Source organism: Alicyclobacillus pomorum DSM 14955, from assembly GCF_000472905.1.
GTDB lineage: Bacteria > Bacillota > Bacilli > Alicyclobacillales > Alicyclobacillaceae > Alicyclobacillus_A > Alicyclobacillus_A pomorum.
The window spans coordinates 78,369-97,372 of the sequence record NZ_AXAR01000006.1 but is presented as its reverse complement, the minus strand read 5'-3'; the positions used below and the strand labels follow the sequence as shown (position 1 = coordinate 97,372).

General features: G+C 54.9%; 20 protein-coding genes. 15 read left to right on the top strand and 5 right to left on the bottom strand.

The annotated features are described in order from the left end of the window. Nucleotide 1: 1 nt before the first annotated feature. The 3 genes from YWK_RS0107940 to YWK_RS0107930 all read left to right on the top strand — a co-directional run bounded on the left by YWK_RS0107940 (nt 2) and on the right by YWK_RS0107930 (nt 3,063). Nucleotides 2-751 (top strand): ABC transporter ATP-binding protein, encoded by a 750-nt coding sequence (locus YWK_RS0107940; protein WP_026964382.1) that lies wholly within the window; start codon nt 2-4, stop codon nt 749-751. Between the two features lie 270 nt (nt 752-1,021). Then, nucleotides 1,022-2,641: an ATP-binding protein gene (locus tag YWK_RS0107935; RefSeq protein WP_026964381.1), complete on the top strand. Its 1,620-nt coding sequence runs from the start codon at nt 1,022-1,024 to the stop codon at nt 2,639-2,641. 50 nt (nt 2,642-2,691) lie between these two features. Continuing rightward, nucleotides 2,692-3,063: a hypothetical protein gene (locus tag YWK_RS0107930; protein ID WP_026964380.1), complete on the top strand. Its 372-nt coding sequence runs from the start codon at nt 2,692-2,694 to the stop codon at nt 3,061-3,063. A gap of 48 nt (nt 3,064-3,111) precedes the next feature. Here YWK_RS0107930 and YWK_RS18880 read toward each other — a convergent pair whose 3' ends face one another. The 4 genes from YWK_RS18880 to YWK_RS0107910 all read right to left on the bottom strand — a co-directional run bounded on the left by YWK_RS18880 (nt 3,112) and on the right by YWK_RS0107910 (nt 6,977). Continuing rightward, nucleotides 3,112-3,858, bottom strand: coding sequence for an ABC transporter permease (locus tag YWK_RS18880; RefSeq protein WP_245578563.1), 747 nt, complete (start codon nt 3,856-3,858; stop codon nt 3,112-3,114). 23 nt (nt 3,859-3,881) lie between these two features. Then, nucleotides 3,882-4,910, bottom strand: a complete 1,029-nt coding sequence (locus tag YWK_RS18875) for an extracellular solute-binding protein (RefSeq protein ID WP_156909075.1) — start codon at nt 4,908-4,910, stop codon at nt 3,882-3,884. 184 nt (nt 4,911-5,094) lie between these two features. Then, nucleotides 5,095-5,727: a response regulator gene (locus YWK_RS0107915; RefSeq protein ID WP_026964379.1), complete on the bottom strand. Its 633-nt coding sequence runs from the start codon at nt 5,725-5,727 to the stop codon at nt 5,095-5,097. After that, nucleotides 5,724-6,977: a GAF domain-containing sensor histidine kinase gene (locus tag YWK_RS0107910; protein WP_026964378.1), complete on the bottom strand. Its 1,254-nt coding sequence runs from the start codon at nt 6,975-6,977 to the stop codon at nt 5,724-5,726. The genes YWK_RS0107915 and YWK_RS0107910 overlap by 4 nt, the downstream gene beginning before the upstream one ends. A gap of 251 nt (nt 6,978-7,228) precedes the next feature. Between YWK_RS0107910 and YWK_RS0107905 the strand changes: the two genes are divergently transcribed. The 7 genes from YWK_RS0107905 (at nt 7,229) to YWK_RS0107875 (ending at nt 14,670) form a co-directional block, all read left to right on the top strand. Beyond that, nucleotides 7,229-8,113 (top strand): FAD binding domain-containing protein, encoded by an 885-nt coding sequence (locus YWK_RS0107905; protein WP_026964377.1) that lies wholly within the window; start codon nt 7,229-7,231, stop codon nt 8,111-8,113. Next, nucleotides 8,110-8,625: a (2Fe-2S)-binding protein gene (locus YWK_RS0107900; protein ID WP_026964376.1), complete on the top strand. Its 516-nt coding sequence runs from the start codon at nt 8,110-8,112 to the stop codon at nt 8,623-8,625. The genes YWK_RS0107905 and YWK_RS0107900 overlap by 4 nt, the downstream gene beginning before the upstream one ends. Next, nucleotides 8,606-10,957: an aerobic carbon-monoxide dehydrogenase large subunit gene (locus tag YWK_RS0107895; RefSeq protein ID WP_026964375.1), complete on the top strand. Its 2,352-nt coding sequence runs from the start codon at nt 8,606-8,608 to the stop codon at nt 10,955-10,957. The genes YWK_RS0107900 and YWK_RS0107895 overlap by 20 nt, the downstream gene beginning before the upstream one ends. A gap of 28 nt (nt 10,958-10,985) precedes the next feature. After that, complete coding sequence (locus tag YWK_RS0107890) at nt 10,986-12,032, top strand: XdhC family protein (protein ID WP_245578555.1); 1,047 nt, start codon at nt 10,986-10,988, stop codon at nt 12,030-12,032. A gap of 136 nt (nt 12,033-12,168) precedes the next feature. Continuing rightward, nucleotides 12,169-12,663 carry an SRPBCC family protein gene (locus tag YWK_RS18870; protein ID WP_051375352.1) on the top strand — a complete coding sequence of 165 codons (495 nt, stop codon included), beginning with the start codon at nt 12,169-12,171 and terminating at the stop codon, nt 12,661-12,663. 25 nt (nt 12,664-12,688) lie between these two features. Further along, the gene (locus YWK_RS0107880; protein WP_026964373.1) at nt 12,689-13,549 is read left to right on the top strand and encodes an AAA family ATPase; all 861 of its coding nucleotides are present in this window, start codon (nt 12,689-12,691) and stop codon (nt 13,547-13,549) included. Further along, nucleotides 13,537-14,670, top strand: a complete 1,134-nt coding sequence (locus YWK_RS0107875) for a vWA domain-containing protein (protein ID WP_026964372.1) — start codon at nt 13,537-13,539, stop codon at nt 14,668-14,670. Before YWK_RS0107880 ends, YWK_RS0107875 begins: the two co-directional genes overlap by 13 nt. 4 nt (nt 14,671-14,674) lie before the next feature. Here the strand turns inward: YWK_RS0107875 and YWK_RS0107870 are convergent, their stop codons facing one another. Beyond that, the gene (locus YWK_RS0107870; protein ID WP_026964371.1) at nt 14,675-15,724 is read right to left on the bottom strand and encodes an XdhC family protein; all 1,050 of its coding nucleotides are present in this window, start codon (nt 15,722-15,724) and stop codon (nt 14,675-14,677) included. Nucleotides 15,725-15,985: 261 nt separating this feature from the next. Here YWK_RS0107870 and YWK_RS0107865 point away from each other — a divergent pair, with 261 nt between their 5' ends. From YWK_RS0107865 to YWK_RS22425, 5 genes are all read left to right on the top strand, one after another. Beyond that, on the top strand, nt 15,986-16,510 hold the full coding sequence (locus tag YWK_RS0107865) for a hypothetical protein (protein ID WP_026964370.1): 525 nt from the start codon (nt 15,986-15,988) through the stop codon (nt 16,508-16,510). A gap of 114 nt (nt 16,511-16,624) precedes the next feature. Next, on the top strand, nt 16,625-17,236 hold the full coding sequence (locus YWK_RS0107860; protein ID WP_026964369.1) for a nucleotidyltransferase family protein: 612 nt from the start codon (nt 16,625-16,627) through the stop codon (nt 17,234-17,236). Between the two features lie 15 nt (nt 17,237-17,251). Further along, nucleotides 17,252-18,280, top strand: coding sequence for a GTP 3',8-cyclase MoaA (gene moaA, locus YWK_RS0107855; RefSeq protein ID WP_035466434.1), 1,029 nt, complete (start codon nt 17,252-17,254; stop codon nt 18,278-18,280). A 48-nt stretch (nt 18,281-18,328) separates the two neighbouring features. Further along, a complete protein-coding gene (locus YWK_RS22430; protein WP_035466432.1) occupies nt 18,329-18,571 on the top strand; it encodes a MoaD/ThiS family protein in 243 nt (80 codons plus the stop codon). Between the two features lie 3 nt (nt 18,572-18,574). Further along, complete coding sequence (locus YWK_RS22425) at nt 18,575-19,003, top strand: molybdenum cofactor biosynthesis protein MoaE (protein WP_026964366.1); 429 nt, start codon at nt 18,575-18,577, stop codon at nt 19,001-19,003. Nucleotide 19,004: the final 1 nt, after the last annotated feature.

The following is a 19,004-nucleotide window of genomic DNA, read 5'->3' as shown; positions in this document are numbered from 1 at the left end:
AATGTCAAACGGGGTGCGTTTGAAACTGGAGGCCGTTGAGAAACGGTTTGGCAAGCACCATGTGTTACAGAAGGTTAGTGTCGATGTTCGACCAGGGAAGTTTATTGCAGTGGTTGGTCAAAGTGGAGGAGGAAAGAGCACGCTGCTCCGCCTCATCGCTGGATTGGATTCTCCGTCCCACGGTAGTGTCCTCGTGGACAACCGCGTGGTGACGGGGATTCGCCCGGACACTCGAGTTGTGTTCCAGGAGCCGCGCCTTCTTCCTTGGCAGAGCGTGATACAGAACGTTCAGTTGGGTCTGCCGAGAAGCAAACGACCTGTGGCGCACGACGCATTGCAATGGGTGGGTCTGGAGCAAAAGGCGAATGAGTGGCCGTCCGTACTGTCTGGTGGACAAAAGCAACGCGTGGCCCTGGCACGCGCACTGGTATGGAACCCCAATTTGCTGCTGTTGGATGAACCGCTTGGGGCACTGGATGCCCTGACTCGTCTCGAGATGCAACGCCTGATTGAACAGCTCTGGCTGGCGCAGGGATTCACCGCTGTTTTGGTGACTCACGACATCGGTGAGGCGGTCACACTGGCCGACAGAGTGGTGGTACTGGAACAAGGGAGCATCACGTTGGACGTTCCCGTGGACCTGGAGCGGCCGCGCCGTCGGGACGCACGGTTTCACGCCATTGAGTCATACATCCTGGATCACGTGCTTGGAGGTCCGCCTGAGAAGGAACTGGTTCTACAAGGAGGCTGATAGGATTTTGTACATGTAGAATAAATCGCACGGACGGGAACCCGGCAAACACGTGCCATGGTGGGTTCCCTTTCTTTTTTGAGATTCAAAGGTCCCGTTGGAGCGATACCCGTATTCGTAGCACGCGTAGGGGAGAAGAACCGGGGAAAAAGTATCATGATGGTGGTATTTGGATAGACATTGTGTATACTATTGTCTATGATAGATTGTTTAGTTTTTGGAAAATACCGAATATATGTTCCTAACAGCAAACGTAGGCGGAGTGGTCTGATGGTCTTTGACCTGTTTTCAGTCATTTACGGTGTATTCATCGTAGTGTCATCCCTGTTGTTGGGTAAATCGGTCCATCACGCGCTCCTCATTGTGTGCGCATTGCTTTTCATTTGCAGCTGCTACTTCGAAAAGAGACTGTCGTGGCTTCGTATCTTTCAAGTCGTGTTGTTGGCTGTATTTCATCGTCTGAGCCAGCTGAACTGGTGCGAGGCGCTCTATTTGATATTGTCTGTTCGGTACCTCTTTGAGACACGGCGACTCGTTCCGTCGCTCGGACTTACGGTGTTCCTGATGGGTGTGTATGAATGTGTACGGTTCACTTACTCCGATGCCAACCTGTACGCTCTGCTTGGAACTGGGGCGGATCTTGGAGGCTCCATCCTACTCGTGGTGACACTCTGCTATGCACTCCAGTTACCAAAGCAGCAACCACTTGGGGCGGAAAACCGTGGTCTCTCCGTCGTGGATGCCTTGACGGGCCTGGTCAACTACGAATCCTTTCATCGACGTTTAGATCAGATGGCGTCGGAAGGGCGACCTTTTGTTGCGTTTCTCGTGGATTGCACGAATCTGAAGGCAATGAATCACGAGCACGGGTTTCAAAAAGGCAACGAGATCCTTAAAGAGATTTCGCGCTGCCTGACGCTTAGTTTTCCAGATGCACTGGTGATTTCTCGATACAGCGGCGATAAATTTGCGATTGCCTTACATGGGAGTGACGCGGAACAGGCTATCTCCCGGTTTTCCGAATTTGTCGAAGGGCCTTTGACGGAGATCTTGGAGATGCGGTGTCCATACAGCTATGCCATTTTTCCGTACGAGCGTCAAAGCAAGCATGACATCGTGTCCGTCTTGGAAGAGAGGTTGTTTGAGGAAAAGAGATTAGCGTGGCGGGCACAGGAAGCACAACTATTCAGAAATGAGAAGCTGAAGGTGTTAGGCGAAATTGCGGCAAGCATGGCCCATGAAATCCGAAACCCATTAACCACTGTGAAAGGGTTCCTCCAAGTGTCTCAACGAAATGCGTACAACGTCAAACCCTGGTTTGACTTGATGATGGGCGAAATAGACAGAGTGACTGCGCTCACAGAGGAATTTCTCACGTTTTCGAAACCGCATGTCGCTCGATTTGAAATCAAACGGTTGCAGGAGTGCGTCGCCAAGGTATGTGCCCTGGTGGAACCAGAAATGATATTCCTTCGGCATCACTTCACCATCGAACAAGACGACACGGACTTGGTTGTTCGAGTGGACGTGGAGAAACTGGCACAAGTTCTTTTGAACCTACTAAAAAATTCGTTTGAGGCGATGACCACGCCTGGTGTTGTATCCATTCGAACGTATGCAGAGGGGGACGAGGGTATTATTGAAATTCGGGATACCGGGCCTGGAATACCTGCGGACAGCTTGCAAAAGGTATTTCATCCATTCTACACCACGAAAGAAACTGGAACAGGCTTAGGCCTCTACATTTGCCAGCAAATCATTCACGAACACGGAGGTTCCATTGCGGTGTCGAATCCGTCGTCTGGCGGAGCGTGCTTTCGAATCTCACTCCCGTTGTTGCCTTCTGACCAGACGAACCTGGGTCTGGGGAACAAAGTGGTGAGCAACTAGACTGGGAAAGCACAGTATAATCACTGAAACCCACGCCGAGGAGGATTCGAATGACGCTTTCCGTACTCACCGCGTTTGCGAGATTCTTACAGGAGCGCAACTATTCCACCACCATGTGGGAAGGCGGGTACAGTCCAGAGGAGGTCAATCAGGTTTGCCATGCGCTCACAGAATGGGCTCTGAAGACATTGCAGTTGGACGGGGAATTTCTCGTGTTGTGGACTCAGCTGGTGGACACCGAGTTTTCGGGGGACAGCGAGCTGATTTATGTAAGCGCTGACAAGGCGTACCTCGTTCCAAATCCGTTTATCGAAGGGGAATTTGAAGGATTCGTGACGTCTCTCCAACGCATTCTGCAGGGGAAATGGGAGGAACTGTTCGAGGTTTCCGTCCACCGGCGGATCCTGTGCAACGCGGTCTAGGCCGCGTTGTCTTCTTTCGACAGGACACCGACGATGGAAAGAACGCCCCTATCTCGAGTAAGATCTCGGGATCCACGATGTGAGGGCCACAATCAGGATGGAAACGAACAACAGCACGACCGCCATGGGAATGATGGCATTCAGACCACCGCTCGTAAACGCCGTCCAAATGTCTACCGGTACCGTGTACGGATGGTAGGCCATGATGAGCGTGGCGCCAAACTCACCGATGCTTCTCGCGAATGTGAGCAACACGCCTGCACCAATGGCCTGCCGCGATAACGGAAGGTAGACGAACCAAAACTGTGCCCACAGACCACCGCCAGCCAGTCGAGTCGCCTCCAACAGGTCTCGCGGCACTTCATCGAAGCCTGCGCGCGCTGCAAGAATGAGGAACGGGCTGGTGACAAACGCTTGGGCCAGAACGACCCCAATCAGGCTATCGGTGAGCGGTGCACCGTGACCGGCAAACCATGCGCCAAGCCATGCGTTCGGCCCGTACACACTGATTTCGGCCGTGCCGCCCACGAGGGGCGGCATCACGAGCGGCAAGAGCAGTACCGCTTCTACCCAACGCCGCCCCCGAAATTGCCAGATGGACAGCAAAAACGCAGCGGGGAGCCCGAAGACGATGGCGCAGGCCGTTGTCAACAGAGCGGCCACCATGGAAGTCTCTAGCGACAAGAGAAACGTGTCGTCGTGCAGCACTGTCCAGACGTCAGACAGATTGGCGGTGGAAACCAGGTGAATGATGGGCGCCAAAATGAAGAGAAAAGGGACAAGTGCAGCGACCATCAGCACTGACGGGACGACTCGCTTCAGTGCTGTCCACCTCCAGAGGATGCATGCGCAGCCGCCACGGTTTGAATCGGCTTTGGCACCTTGGACAAGTCACCGAGCAGGGTGATGTCCACAGCACCGAAGCCGTCCTTCAAGAGTTGTCGGTGGCCTGCGCCACTCAGCATATACTCCACGAAGGCCGTCGCTTCCGCTTGATGCTTGACCGTGTTTGGCACGGAAATGGTGAACACAATGGGGGCTCCGTGCTGTTGTTTACCCCCGGCGCCTGGAGCGGACACCGTTGCATAGGTTTTGGCGTAGCTGGGATCTCCCAAGTTGATCTGTTTGGGTAACGCAATGTACGGAAGCCCCCATTCCACCGCTTCGTGCCGGTATGCGAAAGCGGCGTCCAATTGTCCCGTGGTCAGCCGAGACAACAGGGTTTCCTCGGGAAAGACCTGCTTCGGATTTTCGGTAGAACCCAGAATTCGGTACACCAGGTCTGGTTGATGGTAGTACCGAGCGGCCAGCTCCATCACGAGGAGGGCGCGGGTGCCTTTCGGATCCAGCTTGGGATCCGTTCGTCCCAACAAGAATCCGGGTTTCTCCAGTACATTAAGCCAGTCCCCGGTGTCTGCAGCTTCCTTCAACATAGCGCCGAATCGACTCTTCGGGCTGTATACGATAACCATTTCATCGCTCGCCAGCGTCGCGTACCAGTCTTCCATGTTGTGATGGCTTGGGCCGAGTAGGACGTTGTCATTCACCAACGGATCTGCACTGATGAACACGTCCGGCTGTTTGATACCGGATGCTATCATTTGTGCAAGTGCTGACGATCCGCCGCTTTCCCCGGCCAGTTCCACGCCTGCGCTCCTCCGGTAGGCGGGTCCGATGGTGCCTTCCATCACTTTTGTCATGGAACCCGCGTACAGGACGGACAGCGGGGCGTGCCCGGTGGGCGTGGCAGAAGATGGAGCGGGGCCCTGACCACACCCCACGCTCATCAGAGCCGTCATGCACGCGAATCCCCATACAATGTACCTGCTCGTTCGTTTAGACGTCATGCGACATATACCCCCGTAATTTCGACGAACTTATTGAAATTGAACGAATCTAGTATACAACTTTCTGTATACAAACACCTATAGAATACGTACAATCGTTATATAACACACACATCGCAAAGCGCGCGAGGTTGCACCGTCAAGCCCACCGTTTAAGTCAGACAAACAACACTATATATAAGGTTCATAGAAGCCCCCGTTGGTGTGCCTCCATCACGGCTTCCACGCGGCTTCTGACGCCAAGGCGACGATAGATTTCATTGACAATCGATTTCACCGTATTTTCGGACAGGTACATGTGCTTGCCGATTTCTTGATTGGTCCGCCCTTGTGCCATGAGGCGGAGGATCTCTAAGTCCCGTAAGTCGAGAACATCCTTGTGTGGTTCACCTTCCTTACGGGATTCAATCCAGTGTAGGGCGTATTCGGTCACTTTCGGGTCGAGGACGGATTTTCCGTCTAAAATATGGCATATGGACCGCAACAACTCTTCACCGGGCATATCCTTCAGTAGATAGCCCTGAACCCCAGTCTGGAGACAAGCGTAAATGACATGTTTGTCCATCGCCGAGGTGAGGATGGCGAGGCGGGTTGACGTGTTGGTTTCTCGCACCGACTTGCACAACTGGATACCGCTCATGTCTGGTAGACGCACGTCAATGAGTGCGAGATCCGGTTGCAGGGATTGAATGAGTCCGTGTCCTTCGGATCCACTGCTTGCCTCGCCCACCAGCTCCAACCCGCCGTCGCTCAGCAGTGCGCGCAAACCGATTCGAACCAGCTCATGGTCGTCAACGACAACGATGCGCTTCGTCAAAGATTGTTCCCTCCTTGCGTCTCATCTTCTGAAGTGTGGCCTAAACTCGGGCCGAATGGAACGGAACCTGGCTTCAGGGGACTCCCGTTTGGTTCAGCATGTGAGTGAATCGGAAACGTACACCGCACTGTCGTCCCTCCGTCATCATTCCGAAAAATATCCAGCGTACCATTGAGCATGGCGACCGACCGCGCCATCGAGTACAACCCAAAATGGCCCGTTGGATGGTTCATGAGGCGGAGCGCTTCATCCGAAATGCCAACGCCGGCATCCTGCACAACAACCGTGGCTTTGTCCGCGTCTACAAGCACGTGGACGACGGCGACGGGGCTGTTTGCATGGCGGTATATATTGGTCAACGACTCCGCGACCATCTTGAGGACGGCCTGTTGGACCGGCTCGCTCAGTTGATGCAAGTTCCCGTGTGTGATGAGTTGTGTGGAAATTCCACTCACACGCTCAAATTCTTGTACGAGGTCCGTCAAAGCGGACAGGTTGGGTTTTGTTTCACCGTCTATGAGACGGAACAATATGGCACGCAACTCCGACTGGCACTGGTTCGTCAATTCACGTAACCGCGCAATACGTGCCTGTAGCTCACCTTTTTCCTTGGCTGTCGTCACCATTCGTTCCAAGCGGTCAATCTCGCGGGCCACCGCAAACAAGGTTTGGGACAGCGAATCGTGTAATTCCTCCGCAATGCGCCGACGTTCTTCCGTCAAGATGTGGAAGCGGTGTTTCTCTCGCTGCTCACACCATGAAATGGCCATCGCGCACAGTGAAGCAAACCCTGTCATCATGTCTTCGTCGTTTTTGGTGAATGCGCCTGCCTTGGGCGGTTTGCCGAAGAACATGCAACCCATCGTCTGACCGTGGCGTTGCAGTGGAATGGTCAAAAACGCTTCGATGGGTGGATGGCCTGCGGGTATACCGACAGACAGTGGATGTCCGGCAACCGAATCCACGCGCAGCGAATGGCCGGTTTGCGCGGGTAAGAAGTACATCCCTTGCCCTTTCGGAAATTCAGAGAACTCCGAGTGCCATCCGGACACTTTAAAGTACCGGACGGTAGACGGATCCTGTGGTTCCAAAATGATGATGCCTGCGAAGGATGCGCGTACCAATTCACGGGCGTAGTCAATCACAGCCTGCAACAGCGGTTCAAGCCCCTCGTCCATGCAAGGTTGTAGACGCTCCAGTGCGTCAGACAAAACTTGAAAGAGTTCAGTGAATGGCGTAGGTTCACGCATACGTCGTCTCCCGTCCTTTCGAGAGGTATTGCGGGAGGAGTAGGTATTGATAAACACCCGATTGGGTGTATTCCACGTCTATTTTACATTCTATAATAATTCAAGAAAACGGAATTCATCTAATAATGAAATGAAACTGAATTACCCCTTGTTTTATCTTGAAACCGCCTTCACGGCGGGCATGCGCTGGGATGACAGTGCAGCGACAGCCGAATGGAAACCATACTCTGCTAGACAAAGGAGGCTTTACGTTGTTTCCCAATGCCTTTCAGTACGAAGCGCCGACATCAGTCGATGAGGCAATCCGCCTTCTGACTGAGTACGGCTACGACAGCAAGATCTTGGCAGGAGGCCAAAGCTTGTTGCCGATGATGAAATTTCGCATTGCAGCCCCAGCCGTACTCATTGATGTCAACGGCATCGATGATCTCAAAGGCTGGCGCGAGGAGAATGGAAAATTACGGATTGGTGCGCTGACACGACATGCCGACGCGGAACATGCGACGGAACTGCGCGACAGATATCCGCTCCTGTCCCGCACCGCTCGTTGGATTGCGGATCCGCCGATTCGCAACCGCGGAACCATTTGCGGCTCGCTCGTCCACGCAGATCCGGGCTCGGATTGGGGAGCGGCGATGATTGCTCTTCGTGCCGACGTAGAAGTACAGGGGCTGGAGGGAAGCCGACTCATTCCCATTGATGAGTTCTTTGTGGATACGTTCGCGACATCTCTAGAGGAAAATGAACTTGCCGTGGCGGTGCATGTTCCGACACCAAACGGACCTGTGGCCGCTCGTTACATGAAACTCGAACGCAAGGCCGGTGATTTCGCCATTGCCGCGCTGGCTGTGCACGTGGTGATGGGCAAGGATGGGCGCGTTTCCGAGGCTGGCATCGGCATTGGCGCGTGTGGCCCGATTCCACTGCGAGCTGCGAAGGCGGAGGCGGCGCTCGTCGGACAACCTCTGACGGAGGAGACGATTTCGACCGTATCCAAGCTGGTGCCGGAAGACGCGGACCCTGCAGATGACCTGCGCGGTAGTGCGGATTACAAGCGGGATCTTCTACGTGTTTTTGCAAAACGCGCACTCCTGGAAATCGCGGAAGAGTTGCAAGAAAGGGTGGGGGCGGAATGAACATCCGGGTGACTGTCAACGGACGCCCGTACGAAGCGGACGTTGAACCGCGTACGTTGTTGGCCTATTTTCTGCGCGAACAACTGAAGCTGACGGGAACGCACATCGGCTGTGATACCACCAGTTGCGGTGCTTGCACCGTGCTGTTGGACGGGAAACTCGTCAAGTCGTGCACCGTACTCGCCGTGCAGGCGGACGGTCGCGAGGTGCTGACCGTTGAAGGGCTGGAGAAGAACGGGCAACTGCACCCATTGCAAAGCGCATTCTGGGAGGAGCACGCGCTGCAGTGCGGCTACTGCACGCCTGGCATGCTGATGGCATCCTATGCGCTGTTACAAGAGAATCCGGCGCCGACTGAAGAAGAAATTCGCGAGGCGCTTTCAGGGAATATCTGTCGCTGCACGGGGTATGTGAACATCGTGAAAGCGGTTCAACTGGCTGCTCGCAAGATGTCGGGTGAAACTCAAGAAACATTGGAGGTGGCGGCAACCCATGGCACTTCGACAGACTGAGATGCGGCCGATGGGCAAACCGATTGGTCGTAAAGAGGATCCGCGACTGATTCGTGGGAAGGGCCGTTACGTAGATGACGTCATGTTGCCGAATATGCTCTATCTCTGCATCGTGCGCAGTCCGTACGCGCACGCCCGCATTCGCAGTATCGACACGTCTGCGGCACTCGCCGCACCAGGGGTCAAGTTGGTACTCACGGGAGAGGACCTGGCCAGCATGAACCTCGCCTGGATGCCAACGCTGGCAGGGGACCAACAGATGGTAATGGCCACGGGCAAGGTCTTGTTCCAGTACCAGGAAGTGGCTGCGGTGGTCGCGGAGACGCGTGCGCAAGCAGAAGACGCGGCGCAACTGATTGAAGTCGATTACGAACCTCTACCGGTTGTGGTGGATCCTTTCAAGGCACTTGCGCCGGACGCTCCGGTTCTTCGCGAGGATAAAGAGGAAAAGTCCAACCATATCTTCCACTGGGAGGCGGGGGACAGAGAGGAAACCGAGACGCTGTTCCGTGACGCGCCGGTCATCGTCAGTCAGAAGGTGCGGTTCCCACGCGTCCATCCTTCGCCGCTCGAACCCTGTGGATGCGTCGCAGATTACGATCCAGCCAAGAGCAAGTTGACATTGTATGTCACTTCGCAGGCGCCCCACGTCCACCGGACGGTGCTGGCGATGGTGTCCGGTCTTCCCGAACACCAAATTCAAGTCATTTCACCGGATGTTGGCGGTGGCTTTGGCAACAAAGTTCCCGTATATCCAGGTTACGTCATTGCCGTTGCCGCCTCCTTGAAATTAGGAACCCCTGTGAAGTGGATTGAAACGCGTACCGAAAACGTTGCCAGCAGCCACTTTGCTCGCGACTACCATATGACCGCTGAGATTGCGGCGCGTGAGGACGGAAAAGTGTTGGCACTGCGCGTCAAGACGATAGCCGACCACGGTGCCTTCGACGCGGCGGCAGATCCGTCCAAGTTCCCGGCCGGATTGTTCAGCATTGTCTCCGGCTCGTACGATTTCAAAGCCGCGTTTGTCGAGGTGGACGGAGTCTACACGAACAAGGCGCCCGGCGGCGTGGCCTATCGCTGTTCATTCCGTGTCACAGAGGCATCGTACCTGATTGAACGAGTGATGGACGTATTGGCCCAGCGACTGGGAATGGATCCCGCCGAGCTGCGTCTTCGCAACTTCATTCGCAAGGACCAGTTCCCATATAAATCTCCCACCGGATGGGTCTACGACAGCGGGGACTATGAAAAGACGCTAAAACTCGCGCTAGACCGCATTGGATATGAAGAGCTGCGCAAAGAACAGGCAGAAAAGCGGGCACGCGGGGAATTGATGGGCATTGGCATCTCGACCTTCACAGAGGTGGTCGGCGCAGGTCCTGCGCACCTGTTCGACATTGTCGGCATTAAGATGTTCGACAGTGCGCAGATTCGCTTCCATCCAACTGGAAAGGTGATTGCGCGGCTTGGTGTGCGGCACCAGGGCCAGGGACACGAAACGACATTTGCCCAAATCATTGCGGAGGAACTGGGACTGAGTGCGGACGACGTACTGATTGAAGAAGGCGATACCGACACGGCACCCTACGGGTTGGGCACGTACGCCAGTCGCTCCACGCCGACGGCGGGGGGTGCAGCAGCACTTTGCGCGCGCAGGATTCGTGAGAAGGCGCGCAAAATCGCCGCCCATCTTTTGGAGGTCAGTGAAGACGACGTCACGTGGGATGGCATCGCTTTCTCCGTAAAGGGCTTGCCGGGTCGCTCTGTGTCGATGAAGGACGTGGCGTTTGCTGCGTACACAAACATCCCTGAGGGCCTGGAACCGGGCTTGGAAGCGACGTACTACTATAATCCACCGAATCTCACCTTCCCCCATGGGGCGTACATCGCAGTGGTGGATATCGACAAGGGAACGGGCGCCGTCAAGGTGAGGCGTTTCCTGGCAGTCGATGATTGCGGCAACGTGATCAATCCCATGATTGTCGACGGACAGGTTCACGGAGGGCTCACCGAAGGGTTTGCGATTGCGTTCATGCAAGACATTCCATACGACGCGGACGGCAACTGTTTGGCTCCGAACTGGATGGATTATCTGGTTCCCACGTCGGCAGACACCCCGCACTGGGAAACGGACCGGACAGTGACCCCGTCGCCGCACCACCCAATCGGTGCGAAAGGCGTTGGAGAGTCGCCGAATGTCGGTTCTCCCGCGGCGTTTGTCAACGCGGTTGTGGATGCACTGTCGCCGTTTGGTGTGGAGCACATCGATATGCCGATTTTCCCTTGGAAAGTGTGGAGCATCTTGAGGGAGCACGGTATCTCAGAATAATCCGATAGCCAACCTGGATGGAGGAGGGATGACCCGGCGGCCTTCGGGGCGTCGGGTCCAACGGATGGACAATCTCTTGGACACTGCAAGGGACTTGGATGAACGGGCGGAACCGTACGTCATGGTGACTGTCGTCCGCCGTGTGCGCCCAAGTTCTGCCACGGTTGGCGACAAAGCGATTGTCACGGCGGATGGCGAAATGAAAGGGTTTGTCGGGGGGCATTGCACGCGGGATCTGGTCATCGACCAGGCGAAGAAGTGCCTCCGCACGGGCGAGAGCAAGCTCGTGCTCGTGACGCCGCAGCCGCCGACCGACGTGGCGGAAGGCGTGACGGTCCTGCCGATGACATGCGCATCGGAAGGGACGGTCGAACTGTTCTTGGAACCGAAACATGTGGACCCACTGTTGGTGGTGGTCGGGAACTCCCCCATCGCGCTTGCGTTGGCAGAACTCGCGCCCAGATTCTCACTGAACCCGCGCCGGATCTCGCTTGAAGAGGCGGCAACCCCTCGTGCGGAAGGCCCGGTCGCGACACTGCGCAGTGAACTTCATTTTCATGCGAATACGCCGGCGTATGGCGTCGTCGCCACGATGGGTTTGTACGATGTCGATGGACTGCTGGCCGTCGCCTCTTTGCCGCTTCGCTATCTTGGCCTCGTCACCAGTCCAAAGCGCTGGACGAGAGTGCGCGCCGATTTGGCGGAAGCGGGTGCGTCCAGCGACTTTATCGACTTTGTCACGGCGCCTGCAGGATTCGATATCGGCGCCGTCGGGCCGCAAGAAATCGCACTCAGCGTGCTGGCGCAAATTGTGGAACGCAGACGCCGCGGTGCGAAAGCACTGTGGGAGGGACAGTCCGCTGCCTGGACTTCGGTGTCTGAGGCTTCAGTAACCCACTGCAGCAATGTCTCAGTGCATCAAGAGGTGGTCGATCCGGTGTGTGGCATGACTGTAGACTTGGCGAAGACGCCACACCGGCTGGAACTGGACGGAACCACCTACGGGTTTTGCTGTGGTGGCTGCCGGGACCGCTTCGCACGAGAACCGGAAAGGTATCTGCATAGTCACGCCTGACGGCGCGCCCCACGGGGGCGTAGGTGCGTGGAAGTGTACTGGCACGAGGACATAAGGGGCGGTATCCAGCCCGTTGATGGTCGTCTGCTTCGCGCGTCTAGTCAGACTTGGCATGAACAACAGAGGAGGCAAAATCATGCGAACGTATCAAGGAGAATTCACCATTGAACAGCCACGAGAGAAGATTTGGAATTTCGTGATTGATCCAAATAAAATGGGGCCCTGTATTCCCGACTTGATTCAATTGAACGTGGAGAGTGAAACCCGCTTTCGCACGCTCGTGAAGGTCGGCGTGGGCCCGATTCGCGGCAAGTTCGATCTCACAAGTGAATTAACCGTCACTCAACCGGGCTCGACGGCCTCCCTGTCGATTCGCGGCGGTGGAATGGGGAGCGGTGTTGATATGAAGGCGGCAATGGAACTCACCGACACTGCGGATGGAACCCTTTTGAAATGGAAGTGCGACGCGGTGATCAGTGGGCCCATCGCAAGTCTCGGCGGGCGTTTGATAGATAGAGAGGCGCAAAAAATCACACAGAAGGTCTTTGCCAACCTGAAGAATGCCTTGGATAACTTGCCGGACGAAGCGGCGGTCGGCGCCACGGACGGAACAGCTGCGGATGAAGGTTGAACGAACGGAAGTGGAGGATGTTCAGATGAACGAGCAGGTGCGCCAATTGCAGAAGGAACTGCATCGTGCTCACTACGTGGTTGAGGAAGGGTTGGCTACTGTACTGCATCTGGCACAGCGGCTGGCCCGTCCGCTGCTGTTGGAAGGCCCTGCAGGTGTGGGAAAAACGGCACTGGCGAAAGCGCTTGCCACCGTTCGTTCGGTGAACCTCGTTCGCTTGCAGTGCTACGAGGGCTTGGATGCAAGTCAGGCGTTATACGATTGGGATTACCCAAAACAGTTGCTGACGGCACGTACGGCGTTCGCCGATGGGGACGTGAATCAGGCGTCGCTGTACAGTGAGCCGTTTCTCATCGAACGACCGCTTCTACGTGCGCTACGAGAAACGCCAGCGCCTGTGCTGTTGATTGATGAAGTGGATCGCGCCGACGAGGAGTTCGAGGCGTTGCTGCTCGAATTCCTTTCGGAATACCAAATGACGATTCCCGAGTTAGGAACCTTTCGCGCTGTTGAGCCACCGATTGTGATGTTGACGTCCAATCGCACGCGCGACTTGTCGGACGCCTTGCGGCGCCGCTGTCTGTACGCCTGGGTCGATTACCCGTCGCCAGAACAAGAGGCGGCCATCATCTCCCTGCATGTGCCGCACATTGCGCATGAACTGGCGAAACAAATCGCACGTGGCATGCGACGACTGCGGAAGTTGTCGCTGCTCAAGCCTCCCGGAATGGCAGAGTCCATCGATTTTGCAAAGGCGCTGCACGAGTTGGGGACGCAGGAATTAGACGAAGCGGTCATTCGGCTGACCCTTGGATGTTTGTTGAAGACAGAGGAAGACCTGAACTTCGTTCGGGAGAGGGGACTCGACGTGTTATGGAACGCCTGACGGGTGAGGAGGTTGGCCGCTGGACGGCGAACATCGTGCGGCAGGTGGCCGGCTTTGCGCCTTGGCTGAGAGAACATGGATTTAAGGTCGGGATTCCAGAAACGTTGACTGCCATTGCCGCCTTGGTTGAACTGGACTTGACCCACATAGACGAGGTCTGCAGTGCCTTTCGGTCCATCTATTCGCGCACACCGGCGGAGTGGGGCATCTTTCCGAGTTTGTTTGAGCGATACTTTTGTGGTCGGGGCGTGCAATTGGAGGAAAAGCGCCGCTTCCAGCCGGATGATTTGGTTGGTGGGAGTGACAGCGGTGCCGGAGAACAGGCGGATCGACAGACGGTGGAGTCTGTACAGGGCTTCCTCGCCGGATATCATCCGAACGACGGCGAGCGTTACGCTTTGCGGGCAGACGAACAGGTCTTGAAGGACGTGGTTCATCTGACTCGCTTGGCGGTGCGCACGATGGATGCACCGCGAGGCCGCAAATGGCGGTCACGAGGCAGGGGGAAAATCGACCTCCGCCAAACCATGCGGTACGCCATGCGCCGCGCAGGGGAGCCGTTTGTACTGAAAATGCGTCGACACCGTCCTGGCAAGCCGCGCGTTGTCCTGGTCATCGATATTTCAGGATCCATGAAGCCATATGCACCGTTTATCACAGCACTCGCCTGGTCATTCACGCGGGCCCGCGCACGCACGGAAATCTTCCTCTTTTCAACGCGCCTGTTGCGCGTCACGTCTCTGATTGGCCGCAAAGGGGTTACGGGTTTGACGTATGCAGATTTGCCGGGATTGAAGGGTGGCACACGCATTGGCAGTGCGTTGGACCAGCTGTTGCACCGGTATCCGAGTCTATTGCACCGGCATACGTCCGTCATCATTGTGTCGGATGGGTTTGACGCTGGGCATCCGGAGCGTATGCATACGTCCATGCGCGACTTGGCTGCTCGTGTAGGCCGAGTGGTTTGGCTCAACCCGTTGCTCGGCGAACCCGGATATGAGCCAACTGCGGTGGGCATGTCGATGGCGTTGCCTTACATTGACGCGTTTGTCGATGTTCATGATGTAGAAACATGGAAAAAGGCGGTGCTGGGCGGGGCGCTGCGAGCTGCGGCGCCCTGACCCGTCAGCTGTGAATTTTTTCTCGCCGATGGAGCGGCGCACCCGTTCGCGCGGACCGTATTGCGAGTAATTCAGACACGATGGAAACCGCGACTTCGTCGATGGTTTCCGCACCCAGATCCAGCCCAACTGGGGCATGAATTGGACCGCTGTCCATGTCCGCGCCAATGTTGTTCAGCATCTCGCGCGTTCGCGACAAAGGACCGAGCACACCAATAAACTTGGGCTGGGCTTGCAGTGCGAGATGTAATGCGGCTTCGTCGCGCACTTGCAGGTGGTTCATGATGAGCCACCAGCTTTCCTTGAGTTGTGCAGGATCCGCTTGATCTGGTTCGACGACCAGGTGTTCTGTGGTAGGAAAGCGGTTGGGTCCGTTGAACTCCTTGCGGGGATCCAGGACAGTGACCCGAAATCCGCACTTGGCGGCGAGTGCCGCCACGGGTACGGCGTCGTGGCCTGCACCGCAGAGGATCAGCCGTTCACTTGGGCGCATGGTGTCGATGTAAAAGCGGCGTCCATCAACCACGGCGACTTCCGCCCTCGTACGACTCCGGACACGGCTGGTCAAACGCTGTACGACGGCATCTGGCAGATTGTCAATCTCACCGGAAATCGGGCTTGTCCCGTCGAAGACGGCACGAGCACCGGTAGGCAATTCGATAACCAACGAGACGGCACGGTCTTGGGCGACGGCCTCCCGTACAGATTGCCAAAATCGGTCTTCGGGACGAATGGGGAAAATGGCAACTTCCAGGATTCCTTTGCAGCCAATTCCGAGGGACCACAACTCGTTTTCACTGAGATCGTAATTCACGATACGGGGTTCGCCTTCTTGCATTGCCTTTTCCGCCCATCCGTACAGGTCGGATTCCAGGCAACCGCCGCTCAGTGTACCGAGCATTTTTCCTGTTTCTGTCATCATCATTTTGGCTCCGGGAAGGCGGTACGCGGAGCCCTCTACTTGGGTAATTGTGAGCAGAGCCGTGCGTTCACCATCTGACCAGGCCTGTTCAATCCGGGTAAACACTTCACGTGCTTCACTAATCCTAGACACGGTTTGTCATCTCCTTGGTTTGACTGGATGTGGGTTCAACCGCTCAAGTTGGATTATATTCCGTTTTATATAAATCTTGATAAATGTTTATATATATAATGTATAATGAAAATACAGTCATGTTATAGACCCAAATGGGTGTTCATTCATACCTGACCGTTCCGTGACGTGGTACGGATACCGAGACGCAATACACTTCATCGATTTTCCTAGCAAAATCTTGCGCTGGACGCATCATAACCGGAAAGGTGGTCATTATCCATGGATATCCTTTGTCGGACAACTGGTTGGGGCTGTGCCTGGGGCAGCATGTGTGGAGCTCTCTTGGGAGGAATTGTCGATTTCCTCGTAGGTACATCGGGACTGGTTGCCCTTGTACTTGCCGGCGCTGGCTCACTGTTTGGCAGTGCGCTTGGATTCAGAATGGGATGGAAACGGGTTGAACACTTCGTGCCTCGAACGAATTTGCCTCTGGATGTTGCAAGCATCCACAAGCAACATGGAGCCATGTGGGCTCTGATGGGTGCCATGGTTGGGGGCGTGGTCGGATCGACGGTAGGGGCTCTGTTGGCTGCCCTTGCATGGATAATTTCTACAGGTCATGCGCCCAGCATGATGGACTTTATGTCCATTGTCAACGTGATGATGGGCGGTGGCATGGGCGGCATGACCGGTGGGGTTATCGGTGCGTGGTGGAGTGCAGTTCGTGTGGGGTTCGTTGGGGACAAGAAAAACGCGCAGCTTACCGAGTCAGAAAGGGAAGTTCGAGAAGCAAAGTTCAACTGAAGACTGTGGTACAGCTGCCGATGACGCACGACAGCCGAAGGTACAAAAAGCCATCTTCTTGTGTGCGCAGTGAGGACGAAGGTACCCTTATGAGGAAAGAAAGGATCAAAGTCCATGTCGGATATCGGAGCAATCATCCTGGCAGCCGGTATGTCGAAACGGATGGGGAAACCGAAGCTTTTATTGAATTTAAAAAACAAACCTATCTTTCGCTACTCGGTTGATGCGGCCGTGTCTACTCATTTGAAACCCATCGTTGTCGTCGGGGGAGAACATATCCATCAGCTGGAAACTCATCTCCAAGGCATCCCCGATGTTGAAATTCGAAGAAACGCAGATTATAGAACCGGTATGGCTTCCTCTATAAAGATGGGAATTCAGGCTGTCACTGGGCGAACCGAAGCGGTCCTGATATTCTTGGGGGATCAGCCATGTGTACCAAACTTTGTGGTAGACACGATAGTGGACACCTATCATTCTCATCGTTCAAACGGAATTCGCATCGTACGACCTGTATACGCAGGTGCTCCCGGCCATCCTATCCTATTTGATGCGGAATACTATCATGAGTTCCAGGAAATAGAGGGTGACGAAGGAGGAAGGTCCATTATCCAGCGTCACAAGAACTGCGCCAAATTCATCGCATTTGAAGAAGCGCTTTGGGGCGTTGATATCGACACGCCTGAAGACTTCAGAAAAGTGGAACAGCAGTTTGAAGCCGAATAGGTAGGGTGATGCATCATGGCAGGGAACGAACGTACAAAATTGCTTGATGGTTTAAGCCGTCCGTTACGTGACTTGCGGATTTCCGTTACAGATAGATGTAACTTTCGCTGCCGCTACTGTATGCCTGAAGAACTTTTTGGACCCAATTTTCAGTTTCTTGATAGGGATCAACTACTGAGTTTTGAGGAAATCACTCGATTGGCCCAAATTTTTGTGGATTTAGGCGTTGAAAAAATTCGAATTACCGGCGGAGAGCCGCTGTTGCGGAGAAACCTCCCTGAGCTCATTCGGAGTATTGCCCAAATTGAGGGCGTCCGAGACCTCTCTCTTACTACCAATGGGTCACTGCTTGCCAAACATGCTGAAGCGTTACGAGATGCAGGTTTGCAAAGGATCAATGTCAGTCTTGACAGTCTGGATGACGAGAGCTTCGGGAAAATCAACGGGCGAGGATTTCAGGTGAAGCATGTATTGGAGGGAATTGAGGAAGCTGCTCATGTTGGTTTACAAGTAAAAGTCAACATGGTGGTCCAAAAGGGGGTCAACGACCAGGATATTTTACCGATGGCGCGTTATTTTCGTGATAAGGGCCACATTCTTCGATTTATTGAATACCTGGATGTTGGGAACAGCAACGGGTGGAGGCTGGATCACGTGGTACCTAGTAAAACCATCGTGGAGCTGATTCACGCAGAAATGCCTCTAGAACCGCTCAGTCCCAACTATTTTGGGGAAGTGGCCGCCCGATACCGATACAAGGGATCTAACGATGAAATCGGTTTCATTTCGTCGGTGACACAGGCGTTCTGTTCAACCTGCACGCGTGCACGACTCTCTGCGGAAGGTTCACTCTATACCTGTTTGTTTTCCGCGAACGGGACTGATTTGCGGACGATGCTTCGTCAAGGTGCAAGTGATATGGAAATCAAAGAAGCTATTGTCAACGTGTGGAATAGAAGGAAAGACCGTTATTCTGAAATCCGCCTGAGCAACACGTCCGGATTGCACAGAACCAAACTCGAGATGTTTCAAATGGGCGGGTAGCGCCTGACATCTGTTCTCATGGAGATTCTGTTGGGGGCGGAGGAGAATATGCTTACTGTAAAGGTTTTTGCGAAGTTGGCTGAGGTCGTAGGCCAGAGTGAAGTCCGCATTCCAGAAAGAGAGGCAGCCAGTGTTGCGGATCTCATCCATGTGCTCACGCAGAGATACCCGGACGCAAAGGAGATTTTGCACAGTTCCATGGTCGCGCGCAATCTCCAGTACGTGATGCGAGAAGAAAAATTGGAACCAGGGGACGAGATAGCCATTATACCGCCAGTCAGTGGAGGGTAAGCGATGAAGTATTTCGAAATTGTTCGAGATCCCATCAATCCTGCGGAGGTGATTGCCAAGGTTGGTGGGCCGGACATCGGTGCGATTGTTCCTTTTATTGGAACGGTGCGCGAATTCACGAAGGGGAAGAGAACCATCTACTTGGAATACGAAGCATACGAACCCATGGCTGTACAAACCATGGCTGACATTGCGAAGGAAATCAAAGAACGCTGGCCGCACACGCAGCTTGCCATGACGCACCGAATTGGCAGGCTCGATATCGGGGACATTGCCGTCGTCTCCGTAGTGGCCGCTCCGCACCGAGATGTCGGATTTGCTGCAAGCGCATACGCCATTGATAGATTGAAGGAGATTGTCCCCATATGGAAAAAGGAGAACTGGGACGACGGATCTGAGTGGATTGGGCATCAAAAAGGGTTTGCCACTTGAG